Source organism: Psychroflexus aestuariivivens (assembly GCF_004010055.1).
Taxonomy (GTDB): Bacteria; Bacteroidota; Bacteroidia; order Flavobacteriales; family Flavobacteriaceae; genus Psychroflexus; species Psychroflexus aestuariivivens.
Genome location: NZ_RQVT01000051.1, coordinates 63,305 through 88,465, shown reverse-complemented (window position 1 = coordinate 88,465; position 25,161 = coordinate 63,305). Strand labels below are relative to the sequence as shown.

The 25,161-nt window shown below is 32.2% G+C and carries 37 protein-coding genes; 6 read left to right on the top strand and 31 right to left on the bottom strand.

Annotation, left to right across the window (positions count from 1 at the left end; genetic code table 11):
• Positions 1-8: 8 nt before the first annotated feature.
• Genes EIG86_RS10805 through EIG86_RS10770 form a run of 8 tightly spaced genes read right to left on the bottom strand, consistent with a single transcriptional unit; the run spans position 9 to position 4,306 of the window.
• Complete coding sequence (locus EIG86_RS10805) at positions 9-1,430, bottom strand: terminase large subunit domain-containing protein (protein WP_127846192.1); 1,422 nt, start codon at positions 1,428-1,430, stop codon at positions 9-11.
• A complete protein-coding gene (locus EIG86_RS10800; RefSeq protein ID WP_127846191.1) occupies positions 1,430-1,621 on the bottom strand; it encodes a hypothetical protein in 192 nt (63 codons plus the stop codon). Before EIG86_RS10800 ends, EIG86_RS10805 begins: the two co-directional genes overlap by 1 nt.
• Positions 1,614-2,072, bottom strand: a complete 459-nt coding sequence (locus EIG86_RS10795; protein ID WP_127846190.1) for a DUF5681 domain-containing protein — start codon at positions 2,070-2,072, stop codon at positions 1,614-1,616. The genes EIG86_RS10800 and EIG86_RS10795 overlap by 8 nt, the downstream gene beginning before the upstream one ends.
• A 37-nt stretch (positions 2,073-2,109) precedes the next feature.
• The gene (locus EIG86_RS10790; RefSeq protein ID WP_127846189.1) at positions 2,110-2,310 is read right to left on the bottom strand and encodes a hypothetical protein; all 201 of its coding nucleotides are present in this window, start codon (positions 2,308-2,310) and stop codon (positions 2,110-2,112) included.
• A 35-nt stretch (positions 2,311-2,345) separates the two neighbouring features.
• A complete protein-coding gene (locus EIG86_RS10785; protein ID WP_127846188.1) occupies positions 2,346-2,636 on the bottom strand; it encodes a DUF3127 domain-containing protein in 291 nt (96 codons plus the stop codon).
• A gap of 30 nt (positions 2,637-2,666) precedes the next feature.
• Positions 2,667-3,272, bottom strand: a complete 606-nt coding sequence (locus EIG86_RS10780) for a Mom family adenine methylcarbamoylation protein (protein WP_127846187.1) — start codon at positions 3,270-3,272, stop codon at positions 2,667-2,669.
• Entirely contained in the window at positions 3,269-3,859 is a 591-nt protein-coding gene (locus EIG86_RS10775) for a ParB N-terminal domain-containing protein (protein ID WP_127846186.1), read from the bottom strand. The genes EIG86_RS10780 and EIG86_RS10775 overlap by 4 nt, the downstream gene beginning before the upstream one ends.
• A 3-nt stretch (positions 3,860-3,862) precedes the next feature.
• A complete protein-coding gene (locus EIG86_RS10770) occupies positions 3,863-4,306 on the bottom strand; it encodes a hypothetical protein (protein ID WP_127846185.1) in 444 nt (147 codons plus the stop codon).
• Positions 4,307-4,448: 142 nt separating this feature from the next.
• On the opposite strand from EIG86_RS10770, the gene EIG86_RS10765 reads away from it, so the two are divergent.
• A complete protein-coding gene (locus EIG86_RS10765; protein WP_127846184.1) occupies positions 4,449-5,417 on the top strand; it encodes a HEPN domain-containing protein in 969 nt (322 codons plus the stop codon).
• Positions 5,418-5,453: 36 nt separating this feature from the next.
• Here the strand turns inward: EIG86_RS10765 and EIG86_RS10760 are convergent, their stop codons facing one another.
• From EIG86_RS10760 to EIG86_RS10660, 21 genes are all read right to left on the bottom strand, one after another.
• Positions 5,454-6,422, bottom strand: a complete 969-nt coding sequence (locus tag EIG86_RS10760) for a hypothetical protein (protein ID WP_127846183.1) — start codon at positions 6,420-6,422, stop codon at positions 5,454-5,456.
• A 198-nt stretch (positions 6,423-6,620) separates the two neighbouring features.
• Positions 6,621-8,480, bottom strand: coding sequence for a hypothetical protein (locus tag EIG86_RS10755; protein ID WP_127846182.1), 1,860 nt, complete (start codon positions 8,478-8,480; stop codon positions 6,621-6,623).
• A gap of 159 nt (positions 8,481-8,639) precedes the next feature.
• Positions 8,640-9,131: a hypothetical protein gene (locus EIG86_RS10750; protein WP_127846181.1), complete on the bottom strand. Its 492-nt coding sequence runs from the start codon at positions 9,129-9,131 to the stop codon at positions 8,640-8,642.
• 87 nt (positions 9,132-9,218) lie between these two features.
• Positions 9,219-10,631, bottom strand: coding sequence for a DUF4942 domain-containing protein (locus EIG86_RS10745; protein WP_127846180.1), 1,413 nt, complete (start codon positions 10,629-10,631; stop codon positions 9,219-9,221).
• Between the two features lie 182 nt (positions 10,632-10,813).
• The gene (locus EIG86_RS10740; protein ID WP_127846179.1) at positions 10,814-11,008 is read right to left on the bottom strand and encodes a hypothetical protein; all 195 of its coding nucleotides are present in this window, start codon (positions 11,006-11,008) and stop codon (positions 10,814-10,816) included.
• Positions 11,009-11,064: 56 nt separating this feature from the next.
• Positions 11,065-11,874 (bottom strand): hypothetical protein, encoded by an 810-nt coding sequence (locus tag EIG86_RS10735; protein WP_127846178.1) that lies wholly within the window; start codon positions 11,872-11,874, stop codon positions 11,065-11,067.
• Complete coding sequence (locus tag EIG86_RS10730; RefSeq protein ID WP_127846177.1) at positions 11,801-12,610, bottom strand: Lin1244/Lin1753 domain-containing protein; 810 nt, start codon at positions 12,608-12,610, stop codon at positions 11,801-11,803. Before EIG86_RS10730 ends, EIG86_RS10735 begins: the two co-directional genes overlap by 74 nt.
• 11 nt (positions 12,611-12,621) lie before the next feature.
• Complete coding sequence (locus EIG86_RS10725) at positions 12,622-14,295, bottom strand: DEAD/DEAH box helicase (RefSeq protein ID WP_127846176.1); 1,674 nt, start codon at positions 14,293-14,295, stop codon at positions 12,622-12,624.
• Entirely contained in the window at positions 14,283-14,612 is a 330-nt protein-coding gene (locus EIG86_RS10720) for a hypothetical protein (RefSeq protein WP_157983132.1), read from the bottom strand. The genes EIG86_RS10725 and EIG86_RS10720 overlap by 13 nt, the downstream gene beginning before the upstream one ends.
• Entirely contained in the window at positions 14,602-15,174 is a 573-nt protein-coding gene (locus tag EIG86_RS10715; RefSeq protein WP_127846174.1) for a hypothetical protein, read from the bottom strand. The genes EIG86_RS10720 and EIG86_RS10715 overlap by 11 nt, the downstream gene beginning before the upstream one ends.
• On the bottom strand, positions 15,167-15,448 hold the full coding sequence (locus tag EIG86_RS10710; RefSeq protein WP_127846173.1) for a hypothetical protein: 282 nt from the start codon (positions 15,446-15,448) through the stop codon (positions 15,167-15,169). Before EIG86_RS10710 ends, EIG86_RS10715 begins: the two co-directional genes overlap by 8 nt.
• Positions 15,448-15,885 (bottom strand): hypothetical protein, encoded by a 438-nt coding sequence (locus tag EIG86_RS10705; protein ID WP_127846172.1) that lies wholly within the window; start codon positions 15,883-15,885, stop codon positions 15,448-15,450. Before EIG86_RS10705 ends, EIG86_RS10710 begins: the two co-directional genes overlap by 1 nt.
• The gene (locus EIG86_RS10700) at positions 15,885-16,265 is read right to left on the bottom strand and encodes a YopX family protein (protein WP_127846171.1); all 381 of its coding nucleotides are present in this window, start codon (positions 16,263-16,265) and stop codon (positions 15,885-15,887) included. Before EIG86_RS10700 ends, EIG86_RS10705 begins: the two co-directional genes overlap by 1 nt.
• A gap of 196 nt (positions 16,266-16,461) precedes the next feature.
• Positions 16,462-16,665: a hypothetical protein gene (locus EIG86_RS10695; protein ID WP_127846170.1), complete on the bottom strand. Its 204-nt coding sequence runs from the start codon at positions 16,663-16,665 to the stop codon at positions 16,462-16,464.
• Positions 16,666-16,667: 2 nt separating this feature from the next.
• Positions 16,668-17,402: a lambda exonuclease family protein gene (locus EIG86_RS10690; protein WP_157983131.1), complete on the bottom strand. Its 735-nt coding sequence runs from the start codon at positions 17,400-17,402 to the stop codon at positions 16,668-16,670.
• Positions 17,395-17,814: a hypothetical protein gene (locus EIG86_RS10685; protein ID WP_127846168.1), complete on the bottom strand. Its 420-nt coding sequence runs from the start codon at positions 17,812-17,814 to the stop codon at positions 17,395-17,397. Before EIG86_RS10685 ends, EIG86_RS10690 begins: the two co-directional genes overlap by 8 nt.
• Before the next feature lie 30 nt (positions 17,815-17,844).
• The gene (locus EIG86_RS10680; protein WP_127846167.1) at positions 17,845-19,266 is read right to left on the bottom strand and encodes a hypothetical protein; all 1,422 of its coding nucleotides are present in this window, start codon (positions 19,264-19,266) and stop codon (positions 17,845-17,847) included.
• A 4-nt stretch (positions 19,267-19,270) separates the two neighbouring features.
• On the bottom strand, positions 19,271-19,672 hold the full coding sequence (locus EIG86_RS10675; RefSeq protein ID WP_127846166.1) for a hypothetical protein: 402 nt from the start codon (positions 19,670-19,672) through the stop codon (positions 19,271-19,273).
• Between the two features lie 6 nt (positions 19,673-19,678).
• A complete protein-coding gene (locus tag EIG86_RS10670) occupies positions 19,679-19,870 on the bottom strand; it encodes a hypothetical protein (protein ID WP_127846165.1) in 192 nt (63 codons plus the stop codon).
• A gap of 10 nt (positions 19,871-19,880) precedes the next feature.
• A complete protein-coding gene (locus tag EIG86_RS10665; RefSeq protein WP_127846164.1) occupies positions 19,881-20,105 on the bottom strand; it encodes a hypothetical protein in 225 nt (74 codons plus the stop codon).
• A 12-nt stretch (positions 20,106-20,117) separates the two neighbouring features.
• Positions 20,118-20,402 (bottom strand): hypothetical protein, encoded by a 285-nt coding sequence (locus EIG86_RS10660; protein WP_127846163.1) that lies wholly within the window; start codon positions 20,400-20,402, stop codon positions 20,118-20,120.
• A 329-nt stretch (positions 20,403-20,731) separates the two neighbouring features.
• Between EIG86_RS10660 and EIG86_RS10655 the strand changes: the two genes are divergently transcribed.
• The 4 genes from EIG86_RS10655 (at position 20,732) to EIG86_RS10640 (ending at position 23,494) form a co-directional block, all read left to right on the top strand.
• Positions 20,732-21,439, top strand: coding sequence for an XRE family transcriptional regulator (locus tag EIG86_RS10655; protein WP_127846162.1), 708 nt, complete (start codon positions 20,732-20,734; stop codon positions 21,437-21,439).
• A 28-nt stretch (positions 21,440-21,467) separates the two neighbouring features.
• On the top strand, positions 21,468-21,683 hold the full coding sequence (locus tag EIG86_RS10650) for a hypothetical protein (RefSeq protein WP_127846161.1): 216 nt from the start codon (positions 21,468-21,470) through the stop codon (positions 21,681-21,683).
• A 62-nt stretch (positions 21,684-21,745) separates the two neighbouring features.
• On the top strand, positions 21,746-22,267 hold the full coding sequence (locus EIG86_RS10645) for a DUF4468 domain-containing protein (protein ID WP_127846160.1): 522 nt from the start codon (positions 21,746-21,748) through the stop codon (positions 22,265-22,267).
• Between the two features lie 507 nt (positions 22,268-22,774).
• Positions 22,775-23,494, top strand: a complete 720-nt coding sequence (locus tag EIG86_RS10640) for a hypothetical protein (protein ID WP_127846159.1) — start codon at positions 22,775-22,777, stop codon at positions 23,492-23,494.
• A 237-nt stretch (positions 23,495-23,731) separates the two neighbouring features.
• Here the strand turns inward: EIG86_RS10640 and EIG86_RS10635 are convergent, their stop codons facing one another.
• Positions 23,732-23,935 carry a hypothetical protein gene (locus EIG86_RS10635; RefSeq protein ID WP_127846158.1) on the bottom strand — a complete coding sequence of 68 codons (204 nt, stop codon included), beginning with the start codon at positions 23,933-23,935 and terminating at the stop codon, positions 23,732-23,734.
• Between the two features lie 162 nt (positions 23,936-24,097).
• Between EIG86_RS10635 and EIG86_RS14125 the strand changes: the two genes are divergently transcribed.
• Positions 24,098-24,235 (top strand): hypothetical protein, encoded by a 138-nt coding sequence (locus tag EIG86_RS14125; protein WP_157983130.1) that lies wholly within the window; start codon positions 24,098-24,100, stop codon positions 24,233-24,235.
• A 44-nt stretch (positions 24,236-24,279) separates the two neighbouring features.
• Here EIG86_RS14125 and EIG86_RS10630 read toward each other — a convergent pair whose 3' ends face one another.
• Complete coding sequence (locus tag EIG86_RS10630; RefSeq protein WP_127846157.1) at positions 24,280-25,146, bottom strand: dienelactone hydrolase family protein; 867 nt, start codon at positions 25,144-25,146, stop codon at positions 24,280-24,282.
• Positions 25,147-25,161 lie beyond the last annotated feature (15 nt).

Below are 25,161 nucleotides of genomic sequence, written 5' to 3'. Positions count from 1 at the left end.
CTCCTGATTTAGTATGCTACGCCCATTTGAGCGAGACTTTTATTTGTAATATGTTTTTTGCTACTGACGTTGTGTGAGATGTGGCCATAACGAACTGCATCCCAGAAATGGTTAAAATCATCAATTGGTTGATTGATCAGAATACCATTGACTTCTTTGAAAGTGTAGTTTTCCCTTTCCTTTTTGACTTTCTTATAAAAATCGTTTTTGACGATGTGGATTTTCTTTTTCTTCATCGAGAGAATCCAATACATCACAGATTTTTTCTTTGAAATCTTTCTAGCGTTGAAACCTCTTTTCCTGAGGCCTTTCACCATTTCAATCGTGCCTTTGTTTTCGCTGATATGTTTATCTGAAGAATCACAATCAATCGGTTTAGACCTTTCAATATCTAAATCAACTAAGATTTGAGATAATTCCTCGTCAGTTTCAATGGCTTTGTAGGTCAAAGGTTCTGCATAGATATTGTTTTCATCCTCTGCATACCTAACAAGCACATTAGGATCTGCGGTGAAACCAAAGTCATTGGCATAAGTGAAATCAATGTCTGGAAATTCATCAATCCATTCTACATTGGTGAAGATGACGCCTTGCATTGCACCACGAAGACCTAAACCATAGACTTTCCACATGAAAGGATCAGCGGTGCCACTTGTTACATTTTTTGGATGTGGTGGCGGTTGGTTTTTATCTGAAATCGGTTCGCCATTATAATATAAATCATCGTTTTTGATTTCATAGCTATTCGGTTTGTAAGGCTCATAACTCAATATTTTTCTTCGCTCTGGAGATGAGATGTGTTTGTTCTGTTTGAATGTAGTTCTAAGGAAACCAACATCATCACGGGTGGTGACTTTATCAAATACCCAATGATCTGTAAAGCTAGGATTGTAATCTGCCCACCAGAATTTACGGCATCTCATTTCAGCATGATCAAAAATATTCTGCGGAATGTGCATGAGCTCATTGAAAAACACATAATCTGCACCTGAACCGTGCTTTTTTCCAATCTTATCACAACCTTGAAAGGAAATGACATTATTGCCTATTTTAAAACTTTTTACTTTCTGTGCGTTGTGGAATGGATTAGGCAAGTCAAAATCATCTAAACGTCTTTTGAAATCATCGTAAAGCGATTCTTCAAAAGATTGATAAGTTTCTCTGTAAATATTGATTCTGCAATTTTCTTCGACTTCAGTACAAAGCCAAATGATGATATCGACACCACTCCAAGTTTTTCCAGATCGTGATGATCCTTCTAAAATACATCCGGCATAACCTCTGAGTAGTTTCCCTAGTTTAGAAAACTTTTGTTCTATGATGGATTGATGAAGAAACTTATAATTTGGATTGGTGTATTCATCGTAGGTATTCAGCGATTGATACCTCAATAAAACTTCCAATTCATATATTTCTTCATCTGTGAGCATTAGTCTTCAATCAATACTGACTTACCGCTATGTGTTTTATAATAGTTTTGAGTTTCGCGATCATCCAAGATGTTTAAATTTTCTTTGTTCTCATCCGCTAGATCCAAAACTGCATAACCAATCAGTTCAGCATTTTTGGTTTCTTTTTCATTGACGAAGACTTTACCTGATTCAATTTTTAGACTACTCATCTTTCTTGTTTTTTGCTTTATTCAGTAATTCTTGAATTCTATTCTGTTTTTCTTCGTCAGTCATGCTGGAGATTGATTTGCCTTTACTCGTTAAATCAACTCTTTGTTGTGGTCTTCCCTCCTGGCGATCTAATATTTCTTTTCTTGCTTTGTGATTACCTTGAATGGCATCTGCAAAAAGCAAGTTGGCCAGTAATTCATTCATAGATGAGTGACTTTCAACTTTACCTTTTCGGACTTTTGCTTTGCCTTCGGTATTTGTGATTTTGATATCGAATTCAATCGACATCGCCTTACCAAGCTCTTGTAAATACTCAGTCGTTGTTTTGCCTTTTCGTCCAGCATTTTCAGGTTGGTTTTTAGATGAAAACTGTTTATCTGGATTAGCGCTTTTACCTTTCTTAAACCTGCCTTTGGCATCGCGTTCAATTTTATTTTTTGATTTACTCATTCCGTCCGAATTTCGTGCGATTAGATATAGTCTAGCTTTATTCGACCATCATGCCTTCAGATATATCCAAAACATCCTCTAAAGTCTCAATTTGAGCTTTCACACGTATGTAGTCCTGTTTGATTAAACTGTTTGATTCCGTTGAATTCACAAGCTGTGATAACTCTTCTCTTTTCCTCTTTAATCGTTCTAGTTTCTTTTTTAAAATTTGATTCATCGCTAAATATTCTTTTTTCATTACACAGAGAATTTTAAATTATCTCTGCAATTATATTAATCGCTAATTTTCCATCCAACCAAATTGACAAAATTACTGCCGTTGTTTTCGTAACCTCTAAAGTTGACACTTACTTTTATGCTGTCATCTTCTTGATAGTTTTCAAGCAATGCAGACTTATCTTTAAGGAAATCAATAGGAATAATTTGCGGATAATTCCCGTTTGGAACTTTTAAAAGCAATTGTCTTTTATAAAATCCATGTTCCCCATATTGTTGGATATTTTTAATTTTATGGATTGTTCCTTGTATTTCTATGATTTGAGTAAATTTTGATTCAATTCCCATAATCTAAATTTTTTGAGTTTTATTCCTGTCCTAAGCGCTTTGTTTCTTAGGATAGGGTTTAGCCATTTTCTTAAGTTTCTTTCTTTGCTTACGATCTAGTGGATACACATACTTGATTTTTGTTTTTCCGCGAACGATTTCAGCATTAGGGTCAATGTTTTTTCTTAGCCATTGAATTGAGGCATTGCCATACTTCTTTCCAACGCTTCTACGGTGGGTTAGTTTTCCGTTTATTCGTATTCCACGTTCATTGGATCTTTCATCCATATAAAAGAAATTGGTTGCTTGGTAAATGGTGCCAATATGTTCCTGATTTCGGTCTGCATAACTGACAATGACTTTGACCTGAGGCGCATCTTTTTTGATAGTTCTTAAAGCTGCGGCTAAAACTTGGGATGTAAATTCCTGTTTACCGTTGAGTGCCATTCTTACAAGTTCTACTACCTGACCCTGGACCAAATCATATTCTTGAGCAATTCTAGGATTAGCACCATTTGAAAACAACACAACTCCACACCATTCATCCGCATCATTAAACACAGAATAACCCAAACGAATTTGAGGGACTGCTTTTGCATAGTGATACTTTAGGCAGGCGTATCTTATGGCTTTTGTGGATGCTTTGGCTAGTCTCATAGTTCTCCCTCGCTTACTGAATAGGTGATACTTTCAAACTTCTGTTTTGATAAAACCTCATCTTTAATCAGCTTTTCAAAATCACTGAGTTGTTTGGAATCGACAAAGGTGATGGACATCTTTGGAGGATTCTCATTTTTCTCTTGTTCAAACTCATCTGGAAACTCTGGTTCATCTTTGATGAAATCCAGATCGATATCTTCAAAACCAAAATCTTTGAGTTCCATCAATTCAAAATCCAAGTCCAGGAGTTTGTCTTTGTCCCATTTCCCTCTATGAAGATTGTCTTTCAGCATGCGTTCACGCTGTACTTTCTCTGGAACGTCCTTTTCAACAAAACAATAAATTTCATTGTAGCCGTTCAGCTTGGCCGCTTTTATTCTTTGGGTTCCGGCATAACAATAAAAGTCTCCACCTATATCGTTGATCAGTGGCGGGCGTTGCATCAAAAAGCTTTCGTCTTTTTTGATGTCTTCAGCTAGCTTTTGTAAATCTTCATCATTGATATATCTAGGGTTTTCATCCTGGAAAATGATATCTTTAATCGATAGCTTTACGTGTGTTACTGGGTTCTTTCCTTTAGACATAATTTATCTTATAAGTTTTGGGTTTAAACCATGGACAAGCATATACGCATCTCTAGCATGATTGCTGGTGCGTTTTGTTATTCCTGTGATTTGGTTAAATGTTTTTGAATTGAGTTTGGTTGCGCCTTTGACTGGATGGATCATTTGAAAATTGAATTTACCAGGATGATCTTTCTTTACTTCAGTTAAAAAATCCTCCCAGATTTTGCAATCTCGTTTAATGGATCCAGCGCCTTGTTGTTTGCTATTGGAGTTTTTACCAAACCATTTGCGTTTTCTGGCGTCCTCTACTCTAACATAAACTTTTTCATTAGTGTTGACTAAATGATTGATTAAGTTGAAAGCCTTATGAATAGGCAAAGTCAGCGCGTCTTTGTCTTTATTAGAAAAGCAAAGACCGACACCAGTATCTACGCCAGGATCTATTCCGACTATAACACTTGACACAGTTTAAAATATTTGGGAAATCTTTACCTGATGACAGGTTCAAACAGGGTTTTTGGAAAGCTCATTATTAGGTCAAATATAAGGTTTTTTTGGCTATATTTGAAGGATAAGTTAGACACAAGCTTAAATAAATTTATATGTCATGCATGAAAAATTTTACTTTATTGCCGATAAAATAAACTTTAATAATAATAAAAATTCGATAGAGATTGATGACTTGGTTATTTGCAGACCAGATCCTAAAATTATTGAATACTTAAGAGAGTATAGTATAAAAAATCAGGTATTTAATCAATATGATCCAAATATATATGAATTTGACCTAAAAGCTAAATCTGATGATCCAACTCATTTTAATTGGCATAAATTAGAAAGTAGTGAATGGAAATATACAATTATTAAACATAACTTACCCTATAACGATAGGGTTTTACCATTAGCTTTTAGTTTATCAAGATTAAATTTAAGATTTCATTTTGAAAGTTGGGTTTGTGATATTTCTGGATTAGATGAAAAGCCTGAAATATTACCAGGAATGTACGATCCCATAAAGAGCTTCGTTTTTTTTACTGATAGATCTAAATTTGAAACTCCAATCAAAGAAATAACAGAATCTGATATAAAGGAAATTAAGGATTTAATTTATAGTTTAAAAGATTTTTTTAAACATGAAAGTAAATTTGATAGTATTGATAAATCTCTAAAAGACTTTATGCATTTACAAAGAATATCAAATATTTCCCCATTTAAAGTAATAGGTTTTTTTTCAATTTTAGAGCTACTTTTATCGACGTATAAACCAAATGAATCAAGCATAAATGAACAATTAAAAAATAAAATTAACTTGATAAATAATCTCTCAAAAAAACCAATACTTGTAATGGATTATTTTAATGGTCCTGACACCTTAAACTTGCCTATAATTTTAGGAAAATTATATAGATACAGAAACAGTATTGCTCACGGTAATAAAGTCGATTTCGAAAAAGACTTAAGTATTCTAGCTGATAACAAAAATAAGATTCTTGATTTTCTCAATGTTATAACCAAAATGGTTTTAAAACAAGCATTGTTAACCCCTGAACTGATTGAGGATTTAAAAAAATGCTAATTATATTTAAATTAAAAAATTTAAATATAATTAGTTTCATACTTGTTTTTTTAATGATTCGATTAAAATTTTTCTAATCATCATTTTAACCTTTAAGAGACCTAGTAAACGGCTTTGATTGTATTTAACTTCCTCTTTAATTGTCAAACCTGATTCTTTTGTATCATTTAATTTCTCTTTGAAAGCCTTATCTATATTTTCATTAAGGTTATCAATTTTACCTTCGTGAAAAAACTCGTTTCTAATTCTATATAAATTCATTAATATACTTTTCCAAAGTTTTGGATCTTCAATTTCTAATAGATCTATAAATTCACTAATTCTAGTTTTATCATTCTTCCTACCAATCTTTTTAAAACCGCAATTCTCACATTTCTTAACTGTTTGGTTATCTTTCAGATAATCTTTTATAATTGAGTCAAGAATAGTATAAACAAGACTTATCTCAACATTTTGATTATCATAATAATTATTTGTTAGATTGGGTTGTACAGAAGTGAATGATAATAAATCAATTTTATCTTTTAAAGGGTCCTTATAATCCAAGTTAATATATTTTCGATATAAATAAACAAAATTAGCGTAATCGTCACTGTCAGATTTTTGAGTACCAATTTGTAATGCGAGATAATTAAAATTATGATAAAAATAATTTATTTGAGATTTTTCAAATTCCATATAATTTTCAACAATTTCATTAAGACTATCAGCTTCACTAACTTCTTTATATAACACCTTAAAATTAACAGTCTGCAACCATATAGCACTATGTACAGAGTATGTAATAAAATTTAGAAACACTATGAATGAACTAACGCAAATTTTCAGATTGTCCGAATTAATTAAAAATAAACTTTCATCAGTTATAATTAAGGAAAGATAGACTTTATCAATTATTTTGGAAGGTTGATTGATGTTTGAGGGAAAAATATAGACTCCTTTGTCTAAAGTATATTTAGTTTCTGGCAATACATATGATGGGATGTTTATCTTAAGATACTTCATTCAATATATGCTTTTAAATGTATTGTCAAAATATTTGTATTAGGTTTTTATTTTCATCTTATTTTTTTAAAAACAATTGATAATCCTCAAAACAGAGCCACCGAGGTTTTCAATGGAAGAAAATTTAGTTTTAGTTTGATGAAAACCTTAGATTTTTAGACTTTCTCGACAAAACATAAAATTAACAATACCTTTAATTTAAAAAAATTGCCAAGTTGGTTCTAAAATATCATCAAATATAAATTCCATTTCATTAATTTTCTTGTCTTTATTATTTTCCAAAATTGAAATAATTTGTTCATTTTTTGAATGTAATTTTAAGAACATCTTTTCAAGATTTTCTTCTCCATTCATACTTTCTAGAATACAGTAACTTAAAAGCTTTCCAACATACCACTCAAGATGTGACCAGAGATTTGAATATTCGTTAATGAATTTACCTGTATGTACTATTTGATTTCTATGAAGGTAAATCCTGTCTAGTTGATACTTTATTGATTTTTCAGAACTTGTAATTTTGTTCAGCCAATACTCAGATGATTCAGAGTTGCCGGAATAAGTATCATTCAAGAAGCAGAACTGACTACATAAAAGATTTGAGCAACCTTTAATTTTTTCATATGGATCATCTTTTGTATCAAAATTTGTTGTTAACCATTTGACCCATTTTTTTAAGCCGCTTGAAGTATATTTTAAATAAGGAGCTTTAAAACTTTCTGTAGATAATTCATCATTGTTTAAGCTGTTTGTTTCAACATATCTTAATATAAATGAAGTTAATTCCCTTCCAACTGATCCAATAGCTAGCGATTTACTTACAAAGTATTGAACGTTTTCAATATCATATTCATAAGGCCGGTAAGGTACTATCATTTCCAAAGAGGTCCACAGTAATGAGATTGAATTTTCAATCGACTTTGAACCTAAAGCTAGATTATAAAAATATATTGGCTGTAAAAGGTTTGAGTATGCAGGAATACCATTTTCAAGTTTATCATCAAATTTAAAATCTTGTGCTAATTTTTTTAGAGTTTCGTGTAAGGTATCTGGTCTGTTTGGGACATTAATAGGATCTAATAGTATTTTGCTATTTTGATATTTATGATTGTTATCTGAAACGGCTTTTCCAAATCTCCAATAAACATTATCAAAAAAGGGTGTAAAAAAGTTTAGGGAAAGTCTTGCAGATTTAGCTACATACCATTTTAATCCTAAATCATATAATATTCTTAAAAAATTATGCGGATCTCTTACCTTGGTCGATAATTCAAAAAGTTCATCATTTTCAGACATTTTAAGGTCATTATTGAACATTAAACTTTTCACATTTTCAAATTCGATTTCATTAATTGAAATGTGATCTTTATTCAAATTCTTCTTGATAAAAGAAAATTCTGGAGCATTTTTTTGTGCTTTTATCAGAAATTTAAATTCACTTCTTTTACCGTTAAAGTGTTCAGCTATCTTTTGCGGTGCAGATTTTCCATATGGTTTAAATACGTAGCGATAAGCTATTTCACTTATACTAGTGGTAGAATAACCCAAAAACAAAACATAGGGAGTAAAACATGAAATTATTGAATCTATTTTTTTTGCTTCCCTTTCAAAATTTTCAGTATCAAAATTTATATTTTGTATTTCATTCAAAATATATTTATAATACTTTTCTTGAACCCTTGACTGAAATATTTTTGACTTAATTATAAGTAATTTAATTTCTCGTTCTTTAGATGCAATTTTTCTAGGGGTTAGACCAGAGTAATAATTTTTAATGTCTTTAAAATATCTAGATACTATATAGTCATTTACAATATTAGACTTTAAATTGGTGTCCTTAGATTCCTCCAATAAGCTGATCAATCTGTTTTTATATTTAGGTCTGTCCTTGGTCATCTTGGCAACATTAATGATTTCCGAAATCAAGGTTAATCCATTTGTGGTTCTATGCTTATTGGATATTATTTCTGTAGAATCAACTTGCTGCTTTAATTTTTCTATAAAATATTTGCTTAAATCTGAATGAGAACTTTTCCATTCCTGACTTTTACTTATCCACATATATTATTTTTAAATTACTGCCAACTCATTTACATCAACAAATATATACAACTCTAAATTCTTTTTACCATTTTATTAAGATTTTTATATATTTGGCTTAGGATGAAGTTTTTTATAATAGATTGGTTAAAAGGCTACTTTGATGAGTAGCCTTTTTTATTACACAACCTCCAGCTCCATTCCTTTCCTAGAATAATCTGTTACGATTTCTTCAGCTTTTTCTTTTGTGAAATAATATTTGAATCCGTATGGTGCAAATACTGGATACCGCCCTTTAGGATTTTCTTTATCACGTTTCAGAAAATTGTAGCCAGCCAGATATAGATCAGTGCCTTTCACCTTAACTTTATAGCAACTTCGGTGCTGAGCTTCATGAAACCATTGTCTGATTTTTTCATGATCTGGATTCATTTCCCAAGTTAATTTTTCTTCGTGCATAATTTCGCCACCTGAGGGAAGATCTGTAAATCTAAGGTCGAAATTATGAACATAGCAGCTCAACACTTTTCTATGATCTATAATGATGGCCGGTGTGTTTTCATTACCAATTATTGAAATATTTACATCTGTACCTATAATTTCAGGAAATAAATTATCAAAGAAATTCTGAAGTTTTCTATTTCGTCTTTTTATAGCTCTATCTGTTGTCATGATTAAATTTTATTTATATTCGTACATGGAATCATGTTATCCATAAGATTGGTTAGAAAGGCTACTTCAAAGTAGCCTTTCGTTTTTCTAAATGTTTTCAGGCAATTCGAAGCCTTTTATTTCTGCAACTTTTCTATTAAACTTCTCCCATACTTTTTCATCTTTAAATTTAACATGTAAAGTTCCTTTTTTAAATCCTTTGATCTGAAAAAATCCCCAATCGTACCAGATGCCGAATTCAAGATTCAGTTGATGTGGCCACATACTCAATTCTCTAATAGGTGGATGATTACCATCTTTATCTTCACGCATTGTATCTTTTGGAGATTCTCCAGTCAAGAAACATAAGACTTTATGTAAATCATTCATCTTATTTTGATTCCCGTTATATCGAATTGAAAATTGTCCATCAAAGCCTATTTCAGTTACCCAGTCTAATATAAACTTTTTGTCAACTAGATAAGACTTATTTGTCTTCCATCCTTCAACTTCATAGCGGTTTTTGTGATGATGCTTCGTGATTTTATCAAAAACTTCTATCATGGATTTATTGAATGTCTGTTCGCGAGTTTGAACTATAATATCAATCATTCGATAAATATTTTTCATCGTAAATGGATATTTACTTTGAACCTCAACAAATTCATTAACCTTTTGCATCACGCCAGAGGTTACAAATTTTTCAATTTTCATTTTATTAAAAACATGTTTCCAAGCTGTCTTTTGTAAAGTTTTTGCAAAATGTGCTTTATCGGTTACCGTATCTCCATAGGTCACAGAATAACTAAATGATCCGCTCGCCCCTATTGGCTTGGCGTATCTATTTAAACTTTCAACTGTGCTTTTAACTTCATCAAATTTTTCAACGGCACCAACATAACTTTGTACAATATTCCTGATTTCGTTATAAGGTAGAATCCCATTGCCTTGTGGATCATTGTCTTCATCCATAAAGAATCCATCGAATTTGTTGAAGTCAGAAACGACAGGTTTGAATAAACGAACTAAATTTACTTCGACATTGGTTTTCCTTTCAGCAGTTGCAAAGCAGTTACCTAAATCATTGACTTCACCATTTTCATTGATCAGAAGTTCTAATTGCCTGCGTTTTCTTGAAAACCCATTCATTATAGTTTCCATATTGCAAAGACTCAATATAGTGCATCCTTCAGGTGCGACTTCCCACATTTTCAGAATGTGATGTTCAGCTTGATCAAAAGGTGGATTCGCAATGATATAGTCAATATGACTTAGGTTTTCAGCTGTAGCTTCTTCTAAAAAATCATGGCCCAGGAAAGTAGATTTTTGTTTGACAATTGTAGCTAAATCGGTTTCTTTTTCAAAGGTTAAAACTTCTTTGGCTTGATGCTTATTTAGGAAATCTACAATGTTTCCTTTTCCTGCAGATGGTTCCAGAATTATTTTTTCTTGAATATCCAAATCAGCTGTCATCATCGAAATTACGCTTTCGGGTGTTGGATAAAAATTTTGATTAAACATAACTTATATTTTTTACTATTATTTTGTACACGGCTAAAGGGGTGTTATCCCCTGGAGTTAGTTTTGCCGTGTGGTCGTTTTCAGGTTTTTGGTAAAGCAGTTCATCTCAAAAGACCGACTGTCAAAATTCATCTGCTTTTCATCGATGATAATCTGAACTTAAAAGAACATCCTTAGTCGCATTAAATTTGATTGTTCTCTAGCATTGTTAGTAATGCGTATTTTGTAGCGACTGTTAAAAATTCAGTTGTGAGAATCTTTACATTTCTGAGATTGTGATCTCTTAGCTTGTTAAAGATTTCATTTTGTTCATGTGTTTTTACAAAATTGATAAAGGCTTTGTTTGGGTCTTTTGTAATTTGCTGTTCAATTGTCATAATATTTAATTTTATTTCCTGTATGGAAATTAAGAGATATTAGACATTCATGCACGCTAATTTTTAGATTTTTTTGAAATAATTTTACTTCTAAATATCTCATAATCATTTATATAATCCTTTAAATATTTGCTAACGATAATAGCTTTACATCGATTTTTAATGTACTTCTCTCCTTCTCCTCGAGTTATTTTTTTGAACGGATTTACATTTTTTTCATCCTCATAATATTTCGCTTTCTGTGCATTGTATAGATTCTTTTTATAGTCTACATCATCCTTTTTTGGCGCATCTACTAAATCATAAAGTAACCAGGCATCGTGGACCGTTTCCCTAACTTCTAATCTTTCGAAAATCATTCGGATAAAGTTTTCATGATTTTGTTGTTTCTCAGCTTCAGAAATTTTAATGTCAGGTATGGGTAAAGCTTTTTTATCCAGTTGGTTTTCTTTTCTGTATGCATTCCGCCACTTGATGTATTTCTTCAAAACTTTAGTGACATAAACAGAGTTGAACATTTGATAATGATCGATTGGATCACCAGAGTATCTGTCGTGCTCAAAGGCGTAATCAATTTCTTGCAGACTCAGGTTTCTGTATTCCTTAAAAATCATATTCCTAATGTCAGCTTTGTTGATATCCCCTATCTCATTTTTGAAACCTACCAGATTTGCCGCTTTGGTAAAAATCATTCCTAGATTTTGTCTAGCTTCCATTTCAGGTAAGTCTCTGATTTTATCAAACGTCTTTGCTTTCCTGGCAATCTGAAATTTATTGAGATCGCTATTCAGATCACCAGTTACTTGCATTTCGTCTGACGATTTCTTCAGACTGCCTGTTGTATTTTGGTTTTTCAGTGTTTTCATCTTGATTTGATTTTGATGATTTGAAATCCGACATTCGATTGATCCATCCTGATACGGCTGACTTCCATTTTTTCATTTTATTTTTTCCGACCATCCAATTTTTTGAATCGTAGAAATGCCAAAATTTTTCAGATTCTTTTTTTGCTAAACTTGGATGTAATTTTTTTTCAAGTAAATAATCATAAACATCATCTTGCGAGGGAGGCGAAAAGCGCGAGCTTTTCTTCTTATTCTCTACTTTACTTTCTTTTACTTTACTTTCCTTTACTTTCTTTTCCTTTCCTTGCATTGGGTCAGCTTTGCGTTTGCTATGCGTTTGCATATCATCCGCATTACTTTTGTTTTGCGTTCGCATTTCATCCGCATTACTATTTTCATTTTTTGCAGACCTTCCCCATCTTTTTTCAGCAGCTTTTTTGGCTTTTTCAGATTTTTGTTTTTTAGCATCCATCCTTTTCATAAGACTTTCAGAGTAGAACCGCTTACCACATTCGGTAAATTGAAATAACCTGAAATCTTCTACAATTGATTTTATGATGGCTGCATCTGTACGTAGGTCAAAGGCTATTACGTTATAATCTTTGACACACGTGAAATCCGATTCATCTCTGAGCTTTTCTATTATTGCCCAATAAATGCCATAACCTTCCCAGCCGTGCTTCATCCTAAGAGCGAGTATTTTCTCATCCTGTCGGGCGTTGCTGTCGTGGGAAAAATAATATGCTTCTTTGCTCATGTTTGTATTGATTACTTTTTAAATATGTTCAACATCTTGTCAACAAAATTTGTTTCCATTTTATCTGTTGCTCCCGTAATGGTGTTAGCTGTTGTCGCTTTTTCTTTGATCATTTTAAACATGTCCTCGTCTATGGTGTTTTTACCTAAAAAGTAAGTACACATCACATTGTCTACCTGGCCAATTCTGTGCGCTCGGTCTTCACACTGCACACAGTCAGCGTATGTCCAAGGATATTCTACGAAAGCAACTCTGGATGAAGCGGTCAAGGTGATTCCTACTCCTGCGGCTTTAATGTTACAGATTATGACCTGACAATCTTTGTTTTTTTGAAATTGGTCAATACTGTTTTGCTTTTGAACTGAATCATCGCGTCCTGTTATCGTAACGGCTTTTGGATATAATTTTTTCAATTCATCAACTATTGAATGTAGATTGCAGAACACGATGATTTTTTCTCCAGATTCAACCACCTGATCAACGAACTCTTTAACTTCATTAAGTTTCCCTTTGGCTGAAATTTTTTTGAGTTCACCAATTTTTACCATGATTTCACCACGGAGTTTTTTCTGAATCTCTTCATCAGTCAAATCATTGTCGGCTAAATACTTTTCAAAGTCATTTTTAGCCCTATTGTATTGTGCTCTAGTTGTGATATCGCAAAGGATAGTTTGACGTTGCTTATCTGGCAGATCTTTAGCCACGTCTTTCTTTTCACGTCTGAAGAAACAATACTTATTGATGTAGTAATTCAGTTCTCTCAAATTGCTGGCACCACTACCACCATTACAATACCTTTGTCTGAAACCTTTGGAACCGCCAAAGGTTTTTAATCGTCCTAATATGGCCAGCTGTGCAAATAGGTCAATTGGTTTATTAACGACTGGCGTACCTGTCAAGAGAATAACCCAGTCTTTAGCCATGCAAATTCTAAGTGCCAATTTTGTTTGTTGGGTTTTGCTGTCCTTACATCTATGTGATTCATCTATAATTACAGATTTGAAAATGTCAACTTTTGGAGACATTTTAATATCCATGGAGTTTTTCATTTTGGCTTTAGGTGGCATATAATCAACAAAGTATTTTCTTAAACTTTCGTAGTTGGTTATGATGACATCTGCCATTCCCATTTCAATAAATCGTGGCCAGGTGTTTTTTACTGAATTGTTTAGAATTAAAGATTTAATTCCTGTCCAATCCCGCCACTCTCTAAGCCATGTTTCTTTCATTGAAGCTGGACAAATAATAAGTGCCGGAAATACATCTTCGCCTTTGAGTTTTGCGGCATATAGTGTAGCAATACTTTGAAGTGTTTTGCCTAAGCCTTGCTCATCACCGTTGATGTATTTTTTCAGCTCCAACCCTCTAGCTACGCCTTTCGATTGATAATCTCTTAATTGAAATCCTTCTGGATGCTTCAGCTCTATTTTCATATCCAGATCAGGTAGATCTTTAATTTTACCGACTTTTTGAGGACTATTATTTTTGACTTTTAAAATCTCGGCATGATAAAATCTGCCAATTTTTAAAACTTCATCCTGAAGATTTCTAGGTACAATCCAGCACTTTTTATTATAATCCCATCGCCTATTATTCAACCGCTTTACATTCTCAGTTTTTATCTGGCGCAGATGATCATTAGGAATACTTATATGAAATTCAGATGGGTGAACTATAATTTGCATTGAATTCGTCTTGTTAAATCGTGAATATCTGCTTGAACATCTCGATAGATTTTGCTGTGGTTTTCGATTTTTTTAAAGTTTCCAAATACAGCTGTTCTATCGTATCTTTTTCCTCTGTACTCAGTGATATATTCATTGATTTCTGAAACTCTACTATCTGAATCTTCTTTCAGTTTTTTGTAGGCCATAAAGCAAAACAACTGTCTCATATACACTAAGTGCTTTTTCCTGGAGATTGTGAAAAATTCGGTTTCAGTGGCTCCGAATCTTTCACAAACTGCCTGATGAACTATTTTTAAATATTCTTTAGGCGACATGCTTTTGCTCTTCTTCTTGATTAAAAGCTTCATCGTCATCTTCTGGAAATTCCATTTCCTGTTGAGGTAACGGTGCATGCTTTCCGTTTAGATATTCTACGACTTCAGTCTTTAAGGCTTCAAGTCGTTCTGTCAGCTCGCCTAAGAATCGGTATTGTTTTTTGTCTTCCGGTTCATAGAACTTTACTTTTGGTGAAGTGATTTTGATTTCCTTTCCGGTACTCAAGATTTTTCTACCAACCAAAACAAGTCCTTCCGTATCTCCAGAACCATCAATTTTAAATTCATCAATTGCATATTTGAATTGCAGTTCCGCTTCATTTTCAGATTCTAAATCAATTCCATTATCGATGTAGTTTACGATGTTTACCTCTTTGTCTAATTCAGACACTAAAACTAAATGTGGAATGAGGTTATAAAACGCTTGTTTTAGGTCCTCATGAAATGGTAAATCAGAATCGTCTTTAATAGTGTCTGTTCGTTTGTCATCTGATTTTTCAAAAGTGAATGTTAGGAACATTCCACTTCTAATTTTTGCTGATTTTACTTCAATTTCATTCATAGTCTTTTGTTTTTTGGGTTACTGATTTTATTGTTCGTGCGACTAAATTGTTATAGAATAATCCTGACTTTTTACTGATACTTCCCTGAAGAACTATATTGATTTGTACAAGTTCATTTTGATCAAAATCTTCAAGTAGCCTGGTCATGATAGTTCCTCTAAATTCAATGAAAGCTGATTCGCCAAATGGCATCTGAAGCTCCAGAATCTTTTTAGGGAAACTGACAGAATCATCAGTATTAATCTCTTTGATATTTCCTGTAAGTGTTTGCATTATAGATATTGCTTTACGTTGTGTTGACTTAGTTGGCGTTCCATCTCGGATATGGCTGGCAGATCATTTGGCTCTGGTAGATAACACCCGTTTTTAGCGGAATAATCTCTAAACCTATTTGTGGCCAATGAAATTTCTTCAGTATTACAATCTGCTGTACTTCGCCATCGACTAATGGTGATAAGTCCTGATTTTTCTCCATCGTAAAAAATTTCAGGATTGACTTCTTTTTTAAAAATCTCTTGTTTTACTTCTTCAAGCGTGTAACCAAATTCAAGTCCAAACCAACTAAGGATCAGGTGCAAGTAGTTGTTTTGACTTAATGAACGTTTCTTTTTTTTCTCAATCAATTCGATTCTTTTTTTCTTGTCGATGAGATATTTGAAGCGTTCTATGGCTCGTTTCTTGTCAAACTCTATTGAAGTATCGTATAGCATTATCCTTCACTTTTATAGTTTGGGTTCTCAAATATGTTTCCTTGGATGTTGATTGGTTCAGGATATTCAGAAAGCGGTATTAGACATGTTCCATCTTTCTTGAAACTTTCATCAACCCAAAATGAAGCATCTTCAAAAATGATAGGATAATAACTCGCCTTCATTTCACCATCAACTATAGTTTCATCTTTATGAAGATCACCAGCGAAGATTTTTCTGTTATTCTTATCCAGTTTTCCTGAAAAAAGCATGATGCTGATTTCAGTGCCTTGCTCCTTCCATTTATATAATTGAAATGGAGATGCGTATCGCATTTGATTTATGATTTGTCCACTACAATTTCTGTGAACAAAACCGCGTAATTCTAATTCGTAACTCATAATTTTTTGAATAATTTGATTAGATAATTATTTGCTGATTGGCGTTTTTTGTAAACCTTTACTATTTCGCCATTGATGATTAGGTTAAAACACTTTTCGTTTACACGATTGATATGAGTGACAAAACCTTTTGAATCTAGATTCGATCTTAAGATTTTGTATTTTTTCACTCCCTTATGTTCTTCCCAATTCATCGCTATCGAAGCATTATATTTGCTATTTCTTCTGCGTACTCTCTATGATTTTTGACATCAACAGGAACTTCAATTCTGCTGATTACTTTTCCTACAAATGGAGATTCAATTGCATCTTGAATGTCTGCATCATTGAAATATCTTTTAACCTGAATACTACCATTCTCATGCACGTAACCCCACCATATTGTTTTACTTCCTGACATATCTAAACTATTCTGAGAGGTTTGCGTTTAGCTCTTTTTTTGAGTAGTGATAACTTATAGCCAATGGCCATCCTCAAACGGTTTTTGAGTTTTTCGATATCATTTTCATTTCGATCAATTCTTAGGATTAAGATTTGTTCATCTTCACTGATCATTCTAGGATCATAGGAGACGAAATACCAAGACTTTCTTCCTGTTATATACATGGAACCCATGATTTGCCAGTAGTACTTTTTGCAAACTTCTTTGAAGCTTTCCTGACCCTTTATGTCATTTAGATATTGATCCTGTGTTTTAGAATCTGGACATTTAGTTTCTAAGCCTGCCCAATCTTCTATTAAACCATCTGGAGTACAGCCTAAATCTTTGCCTAGTTTTATAAACTCTTGATCATCTCCGAAGTTGTGAACTTTCAATCCCGTTTCATCCATGAATCTAACTGCGGCATCAACTTCAAATTCATTTCCATGTTCGGTTGATGCAGTTGAAAAACTTTTGCTGAATGTGCTAATTTCCTCTAGGTACTTTTCATAAGCGTATGAAATCCCACCTTTGGTAAGTTTAGTTTCATAATCAGGATTATCTTCATATCCCATAAGCCGAACATATTCTGAAACTGTAAAACGAGTTCTTCTGTTCTCCAGCCACTCCTTTTCTTTGTTCAACTTATGAAGTTTAGCTAAGGCAGATTCATGTTCTGCCTTAGCTTCTTCAGATATTTGAGCTACACTACTCATCACCTTTCGTGATATTAACATTTAACTCTACGACGTCAAACAATGGAATTTCATTTCCATTTGTTTTGGTTGATCCAGTGCATGTAATTTCAACACCCTGTCCTAATTCTGTACTCATTAGAGATTGAACTAGTACGGTTTGTGCACATACAAAGGCTTTTTCTCCGTCGTGAAGTTTGGCTATGAAGTAGGTTTCTCCCTTTGCATCTGTAGCTTCTTTTAATCCTAAAAAGAAACATTTAACTGGCTTGTCAACTTCAGCTAGCCATTCTTCTTTCTTTTTATAGCTCACGGTCAATTGACGTCCTTTTTCAGCCTTTTTCAATGCACCAAGTGCGTTTGTACTTGGCATCATAAATGTGATTTCTCCGTTTTTTGGATGTAATTCTGCTTTGTTTTCTTCTGTCTGCATAATTTGAAATATTTAAGATTAATAATTGATTTACTTGATTTGATTTAAAGCGTCTATGTATGATAGTTGAAGATCCTTAGCTTCATTTGCGAAATTTCTTAGCAGATCCTCAATAGCTTTATCTTTTATTGTTGGTATTTCCTCACTGAATCCAAGTGCGTTGATGAATGATTCAGCTTTGGATTTATCCGGTTGAAGTTCTTTTTGTCTTTTGGCTTCAGCTTCTTTTTTAGCTTTTTCCTCAGCTTCTCGTTTTTCTTTTAATTCAGCTTCTTCCTGAGCTTTACGTTCTGCTTCAGCTTTGGCGTTTACTAATTCTGTTTTTGCATCCTGGATAAAATCTTCAAACTCTTCCATATCCATTGCATAAACATCATCAACTAAACTTTCTAACTGAACTTTGTGAGAATCGTTTACAAATGCTCCAGTATGATTTTCGACAAAGCCAACTTCACCAAGTCGATTGCATCTGATTTCAAATGTTTTTTGTGCTTGAGCTTGTTTTTCCGCTTCGATGTGTTCTTTTTCTTTGCGAAGTTTCTCAGCCTCAGCTTCACGTTGTTTTTTCTCCTCAGCCTCTTTAGCTTTACGTTTAGCTTCAAACTTATTTTGTTCTAAAGCTTGGTGATCAAGACTTTCAAGTTCTTTGTCAAAGTCTTCATCCGATAGATAAAGTACCTGATCATAATCTCTTATGAATCTGATATATGGTTTTAGTTTTGCATTTCTCTCTTTAAGCTTTTTTTCTCGAGCCTTTCGAGCTTCCTCTTCTTTTTGTTTTTCCTCTTCAAATTTTCGGCGTTCCTCAGCTAAACGTTCACGTTCTTTTCTAGCTTCCTCTTGCTCAGTTATGTATTTTATACGCTCTTCTAATTGATTTTTTAGAAGATTTTTCTTCTCAGCCCAATCCATTTCAAACTCTTCCATTTCTTCAGAATCTTGTTTTGAAATGCCATTTTCAAGTGATTTTTCAAATTCAGATATATTTTCAAATTCCAATTGAGAAATTTTAGTTTTCCAGTAAGCATAAACACTGTTAATTTTATTCTGAATCGCTTCTTTTCGCTCACGTTCTATGCGTTCCCGCTCTTTGCGTTCAGCTTCCTTTTTATCTTCATATCGCTTAACTTCATCCTGTTGTTTGTCTTCATGTGGTTGAGTGATTTGAATTAATTCATCAGCTACTTTTTTAGATTCAGATCTAAGCTCTTTTAGTTTAGAAGCAATTAGTTTATCTTGTTTCTGAATATCAGTTCTTGCTGAAACTAAAGCGGTACGATGCTTTTTAGCTTCCTCATAAGTTTTGTTATCCTTGATTGCTACAAAAGGATGATTCTTTACAACTTGTTTTTGTTTTTGCTTCCATCCTTGAAGTTCAGGAAGGTTTCTAACATTCACTTTATCAAGTGTAATGACTTCTTTTTTAATTTCTGGGGTTGCTGTAGTTTCCATAGATTTAAAATTTGATTATTGAATTATGTGGTGAATTGTGAAATATTTGAAATGCATTATGAACCGCCTGTTTTAAAGGGCTTTTTTCATAATTAGCTTTGTTGAAATAATTGAGTATTGACAGTTTCATTCTCATTTTTGAGAACAGATTTTTCTGAAACGAATCTGTGATTGCTATTCCGCGTTTGTCAATTCTGCCAAGGATGCGATTGAATTTTGTTAAATAATCGTCATCCATAAAATCTTCTATAGTTTGGTTGATATATATCTTAGCTTGATCAACTGATTTGAATTCATTCATTTCGACCAATCTTGAAGTAATGTCTTCAATACCGTTTTGGATATCTTCATCGCTGAGATATTCATATTTAGATTTCAGTTTTATATAGTTGGTTTGTGAATTCATGATGATTTATTTTAATAGTAGTTCGTTTCCTTTGTCAATCAGATCATCATACTTTCCAAACAATTGATCCGATACATTTTCCCAGTCGATTAAAATTGATTCCTCATATAATTTGGAAACTTTTTTACTGTCATTACAGCTGATAGCCTTTTCGAGTTTATCTATAAGTTCTCTTGCTTCTTTGTTGAATCTTTCCATTATTTTAGATTTATTGAGTTAAACTTGCAATAAGCTTGGCTTTTTGCTTCATATCTAATACGCTCTCTTGTTTTCCCTTTCGGGAGGAACTGGAAGCTCCCAATTCTTCCAGCTCCTGTCTTAAGTACTTCTTTCGGTTTGTAGTTGCACTTAAGCTTTGTTTGAAAATTTCTTCATGAACATCTAAATCTGATAGCTCTTTTTTGATATGCTTGATGCGTTGAGATTTTGTCATGACTGTTTGAGTTTATTCTATTACTGAAATTTCTGAACTCAAGGATTGGTATTCCTGAATTCTTCTTTGAACTGCCCTACGATAGTTTTTGATAATTTTCTTCAAAAGAGTTCTATTCTCTTCAGTATCTGTGAGTTTGTATTCGGGTTTCTTAAGTCTAGATAGATACACATAACTGATACCTGAATCATTTGCGACTTCTTTATGGAAGCCTTTACATCTTTTTGATACCACTTGTAGCTCTTGGTGTAATTCTTCAATATTCATGATGCTGGTTTTAATAATTTGATATTGCACTCTTTTTCAATGTTTTCGAGTAATTTTTTAAACTGGTGGTTGTAATTATCTTTAGTAAAAGTTTCCATGAATATTTTATCCATAACCCAAACTCCGCACTTTTTTGTTTTAAAAATTGCCTCAATAACTACTGGAGTTGAAACCAACTTTATTCGGTGACTTTCCGAACACAAATTCTGATTGATAATGATTAGTTTTTCCACTAGTTCTAAATTTTATCTTATATTTGTTTATGTATGTGAGTACAAATATACACAAAACGAACAATACGAACAGCTAAAACAAAGATAAAATGTTCGTTTTGTACTTATTTAAAATTATTCTAAATAATGAATGAATTAGAATACATCCTAAAAAATAAAAAGCTTAAGGGCTACAGCTGGGACGACTTGTCCAAAGATTTGCCAATTTCAGGAAATGGATTGCGATTGGCTTTTAATAGAGGTAGTGTTAAAAAAGAATACCTTGAAGTAATAAAAAATATCATTTTTTCTAAATCAGAACAAAACGCACAAAATACACAATCTGTAGTTTCTGATAAAGAAGTTAACTACATTGAAAATAATCACGGAAATAAATATGTAGAACTCCCAAATGGTAAGTATATGATTCAAGCTCCAAAGGTGCCTTACAAGGCATACGCAAGTTTTATAGAAGTATTTGAGGATGAATATGAACTCCACAACACATTCGGAGTATCATATTTTACAGTTGACAAGATAGGATTAGGCAAGTATATTGCCTTCAATACAGGTAATGATAGCATGAATGGTGGAGGTATTAACGATACTCCAAACGGTGCTGAAGTTTTAGGTCGTGAATTAGGCAGGCATCATTGGCCTGACGGTTTTAGACCTACAGATTATGGATGGATTATTGTATCAAAAGATGGAATCTTTCATAAAGATATTGAAGATTCTGATGTTGAGGGGAAAATTATATGTAAATCTAGAAACCCTTCGCCTGAATTTCCTGATTTCTCATTAATTCTAGATGATGTACATTCTATTTGGAAGGTAATAAAACGGACTTTTTAATTTAATATACAACTCAAAATCTATAATAATGAAAAAATCCAAAAAAGAAGATTTAAGGATTGAATACGAAGCGCTCAATGATAAGCAAGCAATGATCGAAATGCTAGTTTTACAGAATGAGCTTATTGAGAAAGCAGAAAAAAACAAACAAAACACAAATATTTTAGTATGGTGGTTTGTATTACTTCCATTTCTTTTATTCTTTCTAATATTTGTTTTAGGTATAGGTGGTTCTATGCTATGAGATAATATTTCAATTACCAACTATGAAAAAACCATATACTAAATCTTAAAATTAATTCACTTATGTTATCAAAATGGCTTGTTTATTTAGCTCTTGTAATTGTAAAAGCTACAACCCCCTCTACTATTCCTGAATTCAAACTCACAAGTAAAGGCGTTGAACCCATAGTTATTCAATTAAATAATACTTCTGCAAAAGATATGTATGCTAAAACTAAAGATTGGATTAAAGAAACTTACTATGATCCAGATGAGGTCATAAAAGCTGAATTTCAAAATAAAAAAATAAGAATTTCTGGACCAGCAGAAAAAGCGTATTCATACAAAGTATTAGGCAAAAATTATACTGGTGGTATTGATTATGAATTAATCGTTGAATTTAAAAAAAATAGATATCGTTTGAGTTTTATTATTGACAAAAATGATATGCATTTAATTAAGACTAATTTTTTTAAAAAAGACGGTGAAATGACTAAGTATGGTAAACAAGCTATTCCTGATATTGAAAAAACTATGAATGAGTTATCTAGTTCACTTTATAATTATTTATCTTCTAATGAAATTGACCAAAGTGATGAGTGGTAATTCAAATAACGAGGTTAATATAAAGTCATCATATATTAAAAAAACAATTAAAAATATCTTATAAGTGTTTGTTTTACAGATTCATGAAAGTATTTAAACGACAACCCTTGAAAAAATGAAAAATTAGATAATTTAAATAAATAGAAAAGTTAGGCTTTTGATTTTGTGGTAATTACAAGTTAGAAAAGTTCGAGAATTGGATTCATAACCCGGAGGTCACGAGTTCAACTCTCGTCCACGCTACAATAAGCCCCGTTAAAATCGGGGTTTTTTATTTTATCTATGAAGGAAATTTTTTTGCGATAATGTTTGTTTAACAACTCGTTATCAATATTTTTTTATAAATCGTGAATAAATGACTAAGTTCGGCATTCTAGATATCCTTAAAACTGAATAAACATTGAATGTTCTATCTAATTTGTTTTATATAATTGTCTTCAGATGATAATGTTTAAAGTAATCAACGGTAGGTGAGAATTCTTATGAATATTAAAATTATCTTTACTTATGAAACGACTAATATTACCTATCCTAGCTTTTATCCTAATTTCTTGTTCTAATGACGATGATTCAGGTTCTATAAATGATCAGCCTACAAATCTTAAATTAGAAAAATATGAAGTTCAATGGACTACATATTTTACAGAAAGTAGCTCTGTTTTTGATCTTTCATATAATTCAGATGGTGACATAATTTCTCTAACTGAAACTCATACTGATGAATCTGGTGAAGTAGGAATTAATACTAGATATTATGAATATGAAAATAGGAAAATATCTAAAATTGAATACAATGGAGAATATACAACTCTAACTTATGAAGGTAATCAAATAGTTGAAACTACTATTTATAGCGATGAAATCATAAAAACAGAATTTGAATATGATGAAGATGGAAATATGGTAGCACAAATCGAAACTATAGATGGGGATTATTGTTGTACATACGAGTATGAATATGATAATAATGGAAATTTATTATATAGTCAAGGTGGGTTTTTATACAAATATGATAACATGAGAAACCCCTTTAGTTTAGTATTTGACGAATCTTATTTGAAAATTAATAGAATTTCTAACAATAATACCCTGATGGTAATGACTCCATGGGGTGACAATTATAGCTATTATTCTTATGAATATAACTCTGAAGGTTTTCCAACAAAAAGGGAAATAAGTTACGAAACTTCAGACAGAACAAGTGTTAGATATTATACTTATAAATAAAGGTCAAAATTAGAATTGAAATTTCATAAGACATAAAACTCTAAATTACAAACCTTAAATAATTTAACTCATAAGGTCAGGCTTTGTAGAGATATTATACTCAGTTTTATAACCGATACAGTAATCAAAAATGAAAAAATGTACTTGAAATTTTGTTTACTTAATATTGGATTAAAAGTTTCTAAATGATTACTATACTTAAGTAAACCTCAGGTTTTTTAAAAAATTATTTCAGGACTAAAGATCCTTCTTTCGATTTTTCTTTCTCTGTTTTTTTTCCGCTTTTTCTTTGTCAATTTGTTTTTTTCTTTTGGCCTTTGCTAATATTTCTTTATTAAAGTGAACGCCGTCATCATGCATGTCTGAAAGATGTACTTCATCTTCGCTCTTACTATTATCCTTAAAAAAATACACCTTTTTAACTTCTTTACTTGATCCCATAATTTTTTATCATAAATATAAAACTTCTATAGGTTTACGCTTAATAAAGAAGCGTTAAATTCAAAAATAATGAGTTTGCCATTGTGTAATGTATAGCTACGACGATAATGGATATATTATAGAAGTTATGCTGTTAACAATGACATTACAACTACAATTATAATGGAGTATTCATCCGATGAAGCTGGATTAATGATTCAGATATTAATAACAGTCAATGGAGAAGGCTACCCTACCGAATTTGAACATTATAATTCAGATTTTGATGAAATCCTTGAAAAGCTTACTAATTTTTATTAATAAGCTTTATTAACAAAGATTCAAATTTTAATTTCTAATAGTTTTTATTCAGAATAAGTTTCATTGAAAAAATCAATCATTCGATTCCAAGATTCCTCTGTTGCTTCCTTATCGTAAGCCAATGGAAGGTCGTGCTTTTTAGCAATGCTATCTGCAGCTTTATTGGTGAATGAATGCTTTACGCCTTCGTAAGTTAAATAAGTATAATCTGCATTAATTTTTTCAAGCGCAGACTTGAATTTTTCTTCTTGTTCATCTGTAATCATGGCATCTTCTGCCCCATTCTGAACCAAAATTCTAGCTTTCAAATCTTCATTTGGCATTACAGGTAATTCAATACCGCTATGAAATGCTGCAACTGCATCTAAATCACTTCCACTATTTGCCATAGCCAAAGCAACACTACCTCCAAAACAGAATCCGACCGCAGAAATTTTGTTATCATCTACATATTTATGAGATTTCAATAATTCCATAGCTGCATTAAAGCGTACTTTAGCAACATCGAAATTTTGCATCACATTACTAGAAAATTTCATAGCTTCTTTGGGGTGATTCACTTGTTTGCCATTGCCGTACATATCGACCGCTAAAGCGACATAACCCAGTTTTGCTAAATCATCTGCACGCTTTCTTGCATAATCGTCATGTCCCCACCATTCATGTACTACTAGAATTCCCGGACGCTTCTCCTCGTTGATTTCATCGTAAGCCACATAGCCACGCATAATTGTAGAATCTGTTTCATAAGTTACTTCTCTACCTTCAAATTTTGACTTCTTTTCTTCTTTGAGATTTATTTGTTCTTCAGTCTGATTTTCATTTTCTTCTGAAGGTTTTTTAGTTTCATTTTTACAAGAAACACCTACCAAAATAATAGATAATAATAATAATTTAAATTTCGTGTACATAGTTATATAGTTTAA

Coding starts and splice junctions, on each gene's coding strand:
- EIG86_RS10805 (WP_127846192.1), bottom strand. CDS start 1,430: ATGCTCACAGATGAAGAAATATATGAATTGGAAGTTTTATTGAGGTAT.
- EIG86_RS10800 (WP_127846191.1), bottom strand. CDS start 1,621: ATGAGTAGTCTAAAAATTGAATCAGGTAAAGTCTTCGTCAATGAAAAA.
- EIG86_RS10795 (WP_127846190.1), bottom strand. CDS start 2,072: ATGAGTAAATCAAAAAATAAAATTGAACGCGATGCCAAAGGCAGGTTT.
- EIG86_RS10790 (WP_127846189.1), bottom strand. CDS start 2,310: ATGAAAAAAGAATATTTAGCGATGAATCAAATTTTAAAAAAGAAACTA.
- EIG86_RS10785 (WP_127846188.1), bottom strand. CDS start 2,636: ATGGGAATTGAATCAAAATTTACTCAAATCATAGAAATACAAGGAACA.
- EIG86_RS10780 (WP_127846187.1), bottom strand. CDS start 3,272: ATGAGACTAGCCAAAGCATCCACAAAAGCCATAAGATACGCCTGCCTA.
- EIG86_RS10775 (WP_127846186.1), bottom strand. CDS start 3,859: ATGTCTAAAGGAAAGAACCCAGTAACACACGTAAAGCTATCGATTAAA.
- EIG86_RS10765 (WP_127846184.1), top strand. CDS start 4,449: ATGCATGAAAAATTTTACTTTATTGCCGATAAAATAAACTTTAATAAT.
- EIG86_RS10760 (WP_127846183.1), bottom strand. CDS start 6,422: ATGAAGTATCTTAAGATAAACATCCCATCATATGTATTGCCAGAAACT.
- EIG86_RS10755 (WP_127846182.1), bottom strand. CDS start 8,480: ATGTGGATAAGTAAAAGTCAGGAATGGAAAAGTTCTCATTCAGATTTA.
- EIG86_RS10750 (WP_127846181.1), bottom strand. CDS start 9,131: ATGACAACAGATAGAGCTATAAAAAGACGAAATAGAAAACTTCAGAAT.
- EIG86_RS10745 (WP_127846180.1), bottom strand. CDS start 10,631: ATGTTTAATCAAAATTTTTATCCAACACCCGAAAGCGTAATTTCGATG.
- EIG86_RS10740 (WP_127846179.1), bottom strand. CDS start 11,008: ATGACAATTGAACAGCAAATTACAAAAGACCCAAACAAAGCCTTTATC.
- EIG86_RS10735 (WP_127846178.1), bottom strand. CDS start 11,874: ATGAAAACACTGAAAAACCAAAATACAACAGGCAGTCTGAAGAAATCG.
- EIG86_RS10730 (WP_127846177.1), bottom strand. CDS start 12,610: ATGAGCAAAGAAGCATATTATTTTTCCCACGACAGCAACGCCCGACAG.
- EIG86_RS10725 (WP_127846176.1), bottom strand. CDS start 14,295: ATGCAAATTATAGTTCACCCATCTGAATTTCATATAAGTATTCCTAAT.
- EIG86_RS10720 (WP_157983132.1), bottom strand. CDS start 14,612: ATGTCGCCTAAAGAATATTTAAAAATAGTTCATCAGGCAGTTTGTGAA.
- EIG86_RS10715 (WP_127846174.1), bottom strand. CDS start 15,174: ATGAATGAAATTGAAGTAAAATCAGCAAAAATTAGAAGTGGAATGTTC.
- EIG86_RS10710 (WP_127846173.1), bottom strand. CDS start 15,448: ATGCAAACACTTACAGGAAATATCAAAGAGATTAATACTGATGATTCT.
- EIG86_RS10705 (WP_127846172.1), bottom strand. CDS start 15,885: ATGCTATACGATACTTCAATAGAGTTTGACAAGAAACGAGCCATAGAA.
- EIG86_RS10700 (WP_127846171.1), bottom strand. CDS start 16,265: ATGAGTTACGAATTAGAATTACGCGGTTTTGTTCACAGAAATTGTAGT.
- EIG86_RS10695 (WP_127846170.1), bottom strand. CDS start 16,665: ATGTCAGGAAGTAAAACAATATGGTGGGGTTACGTGCATGAGAATGGT.
- EIG86_RS10690 (WP_157983131.1), bottom strand. CDS start 17,402: ATGAGTAGTGTAGCTCAAATATCTGAAGAAGCTAAGGCAGAACATGAA.
- EIG86_RS10685 (WP_127846168.1), bottom strand. CDS start 17,814: ATGCAGACAGAAGAAAACAAAGCAGAATTACATCCAAAAAACGGAGAA.
- EIG86_RS10680 (WP_127846167.1), bottom strand. CDS start 19,266: ATGGAAACTACAGCAACCCCAGAAATTAAAAAAGAAGTCATTACACTT.
- EIG86_RS10675 (WP_127846166.1), bottom strand. CDS start 19,672: ATGAATTCACAAACCAACTATATAAAACTGAAATCTAAATATGAATAT.
- EIG86_RS10670 (WP_127846165.1), bottom strand. CDS start 19,870: ATGGAAAGATTCAACAAAGAAGCAAGAGAACTTATAGATAAACTCGAA.
- EIG86_RS10665 (WP_127846164.1), bottom strand. CDS start 20,105: ATGACAAAATCTCAACGCATCAAGCATATCAAAAAAGAGCTATCAGAT.
- EIG86_RS10655 (WP_127846162.1), top strand. CDS start 20,732: ATGAATGAATTAGAATACATCCTAAAAAATAAAAAGCTTAAGGGCTAC.
- EIG86_RS10650 (WP_127846161.1), top strand. CDS start 21,468: ATGAAAAAATCCAAAAAAGAAGATTTAAGGATTGAATACGAAGCGCTC.
- EIG86_RS10645 (WP_127846160.1), top strand. CDS start 21,746: ATGTTATCAAAATGGCTTGTTTATTTAGCTCTTGTAATTGTAAAAGCT.
- EIG86_RS10640 (WP_127846159.1), top strand. CDS start 22,775: ATGAAACGACTAATATTACCTATCCTAGCTTTTATCCTAATTTCTTGT.
- EIG86_RS10635 (WP_127846158.1), bottom strand. CDS start 23,935: ATGGGATCAAGTAAAGAAGTTAAAAAGGTGTATTTTTTTAAGGATAAT.
- EIG86_RS14125 (WP_157983130.1), top strand. CDS start 24,098: ATGGAGTATTCATCCGATGAAGCTGGATTAATGATTCAGATATTAATA.
- EIG86_RS10630 (WP_127846157.1), bottom strand. CDS start 25,146: ATGTACACGAAATTTAAATTATTATTATTATCTATTATTTTGGTAGGT.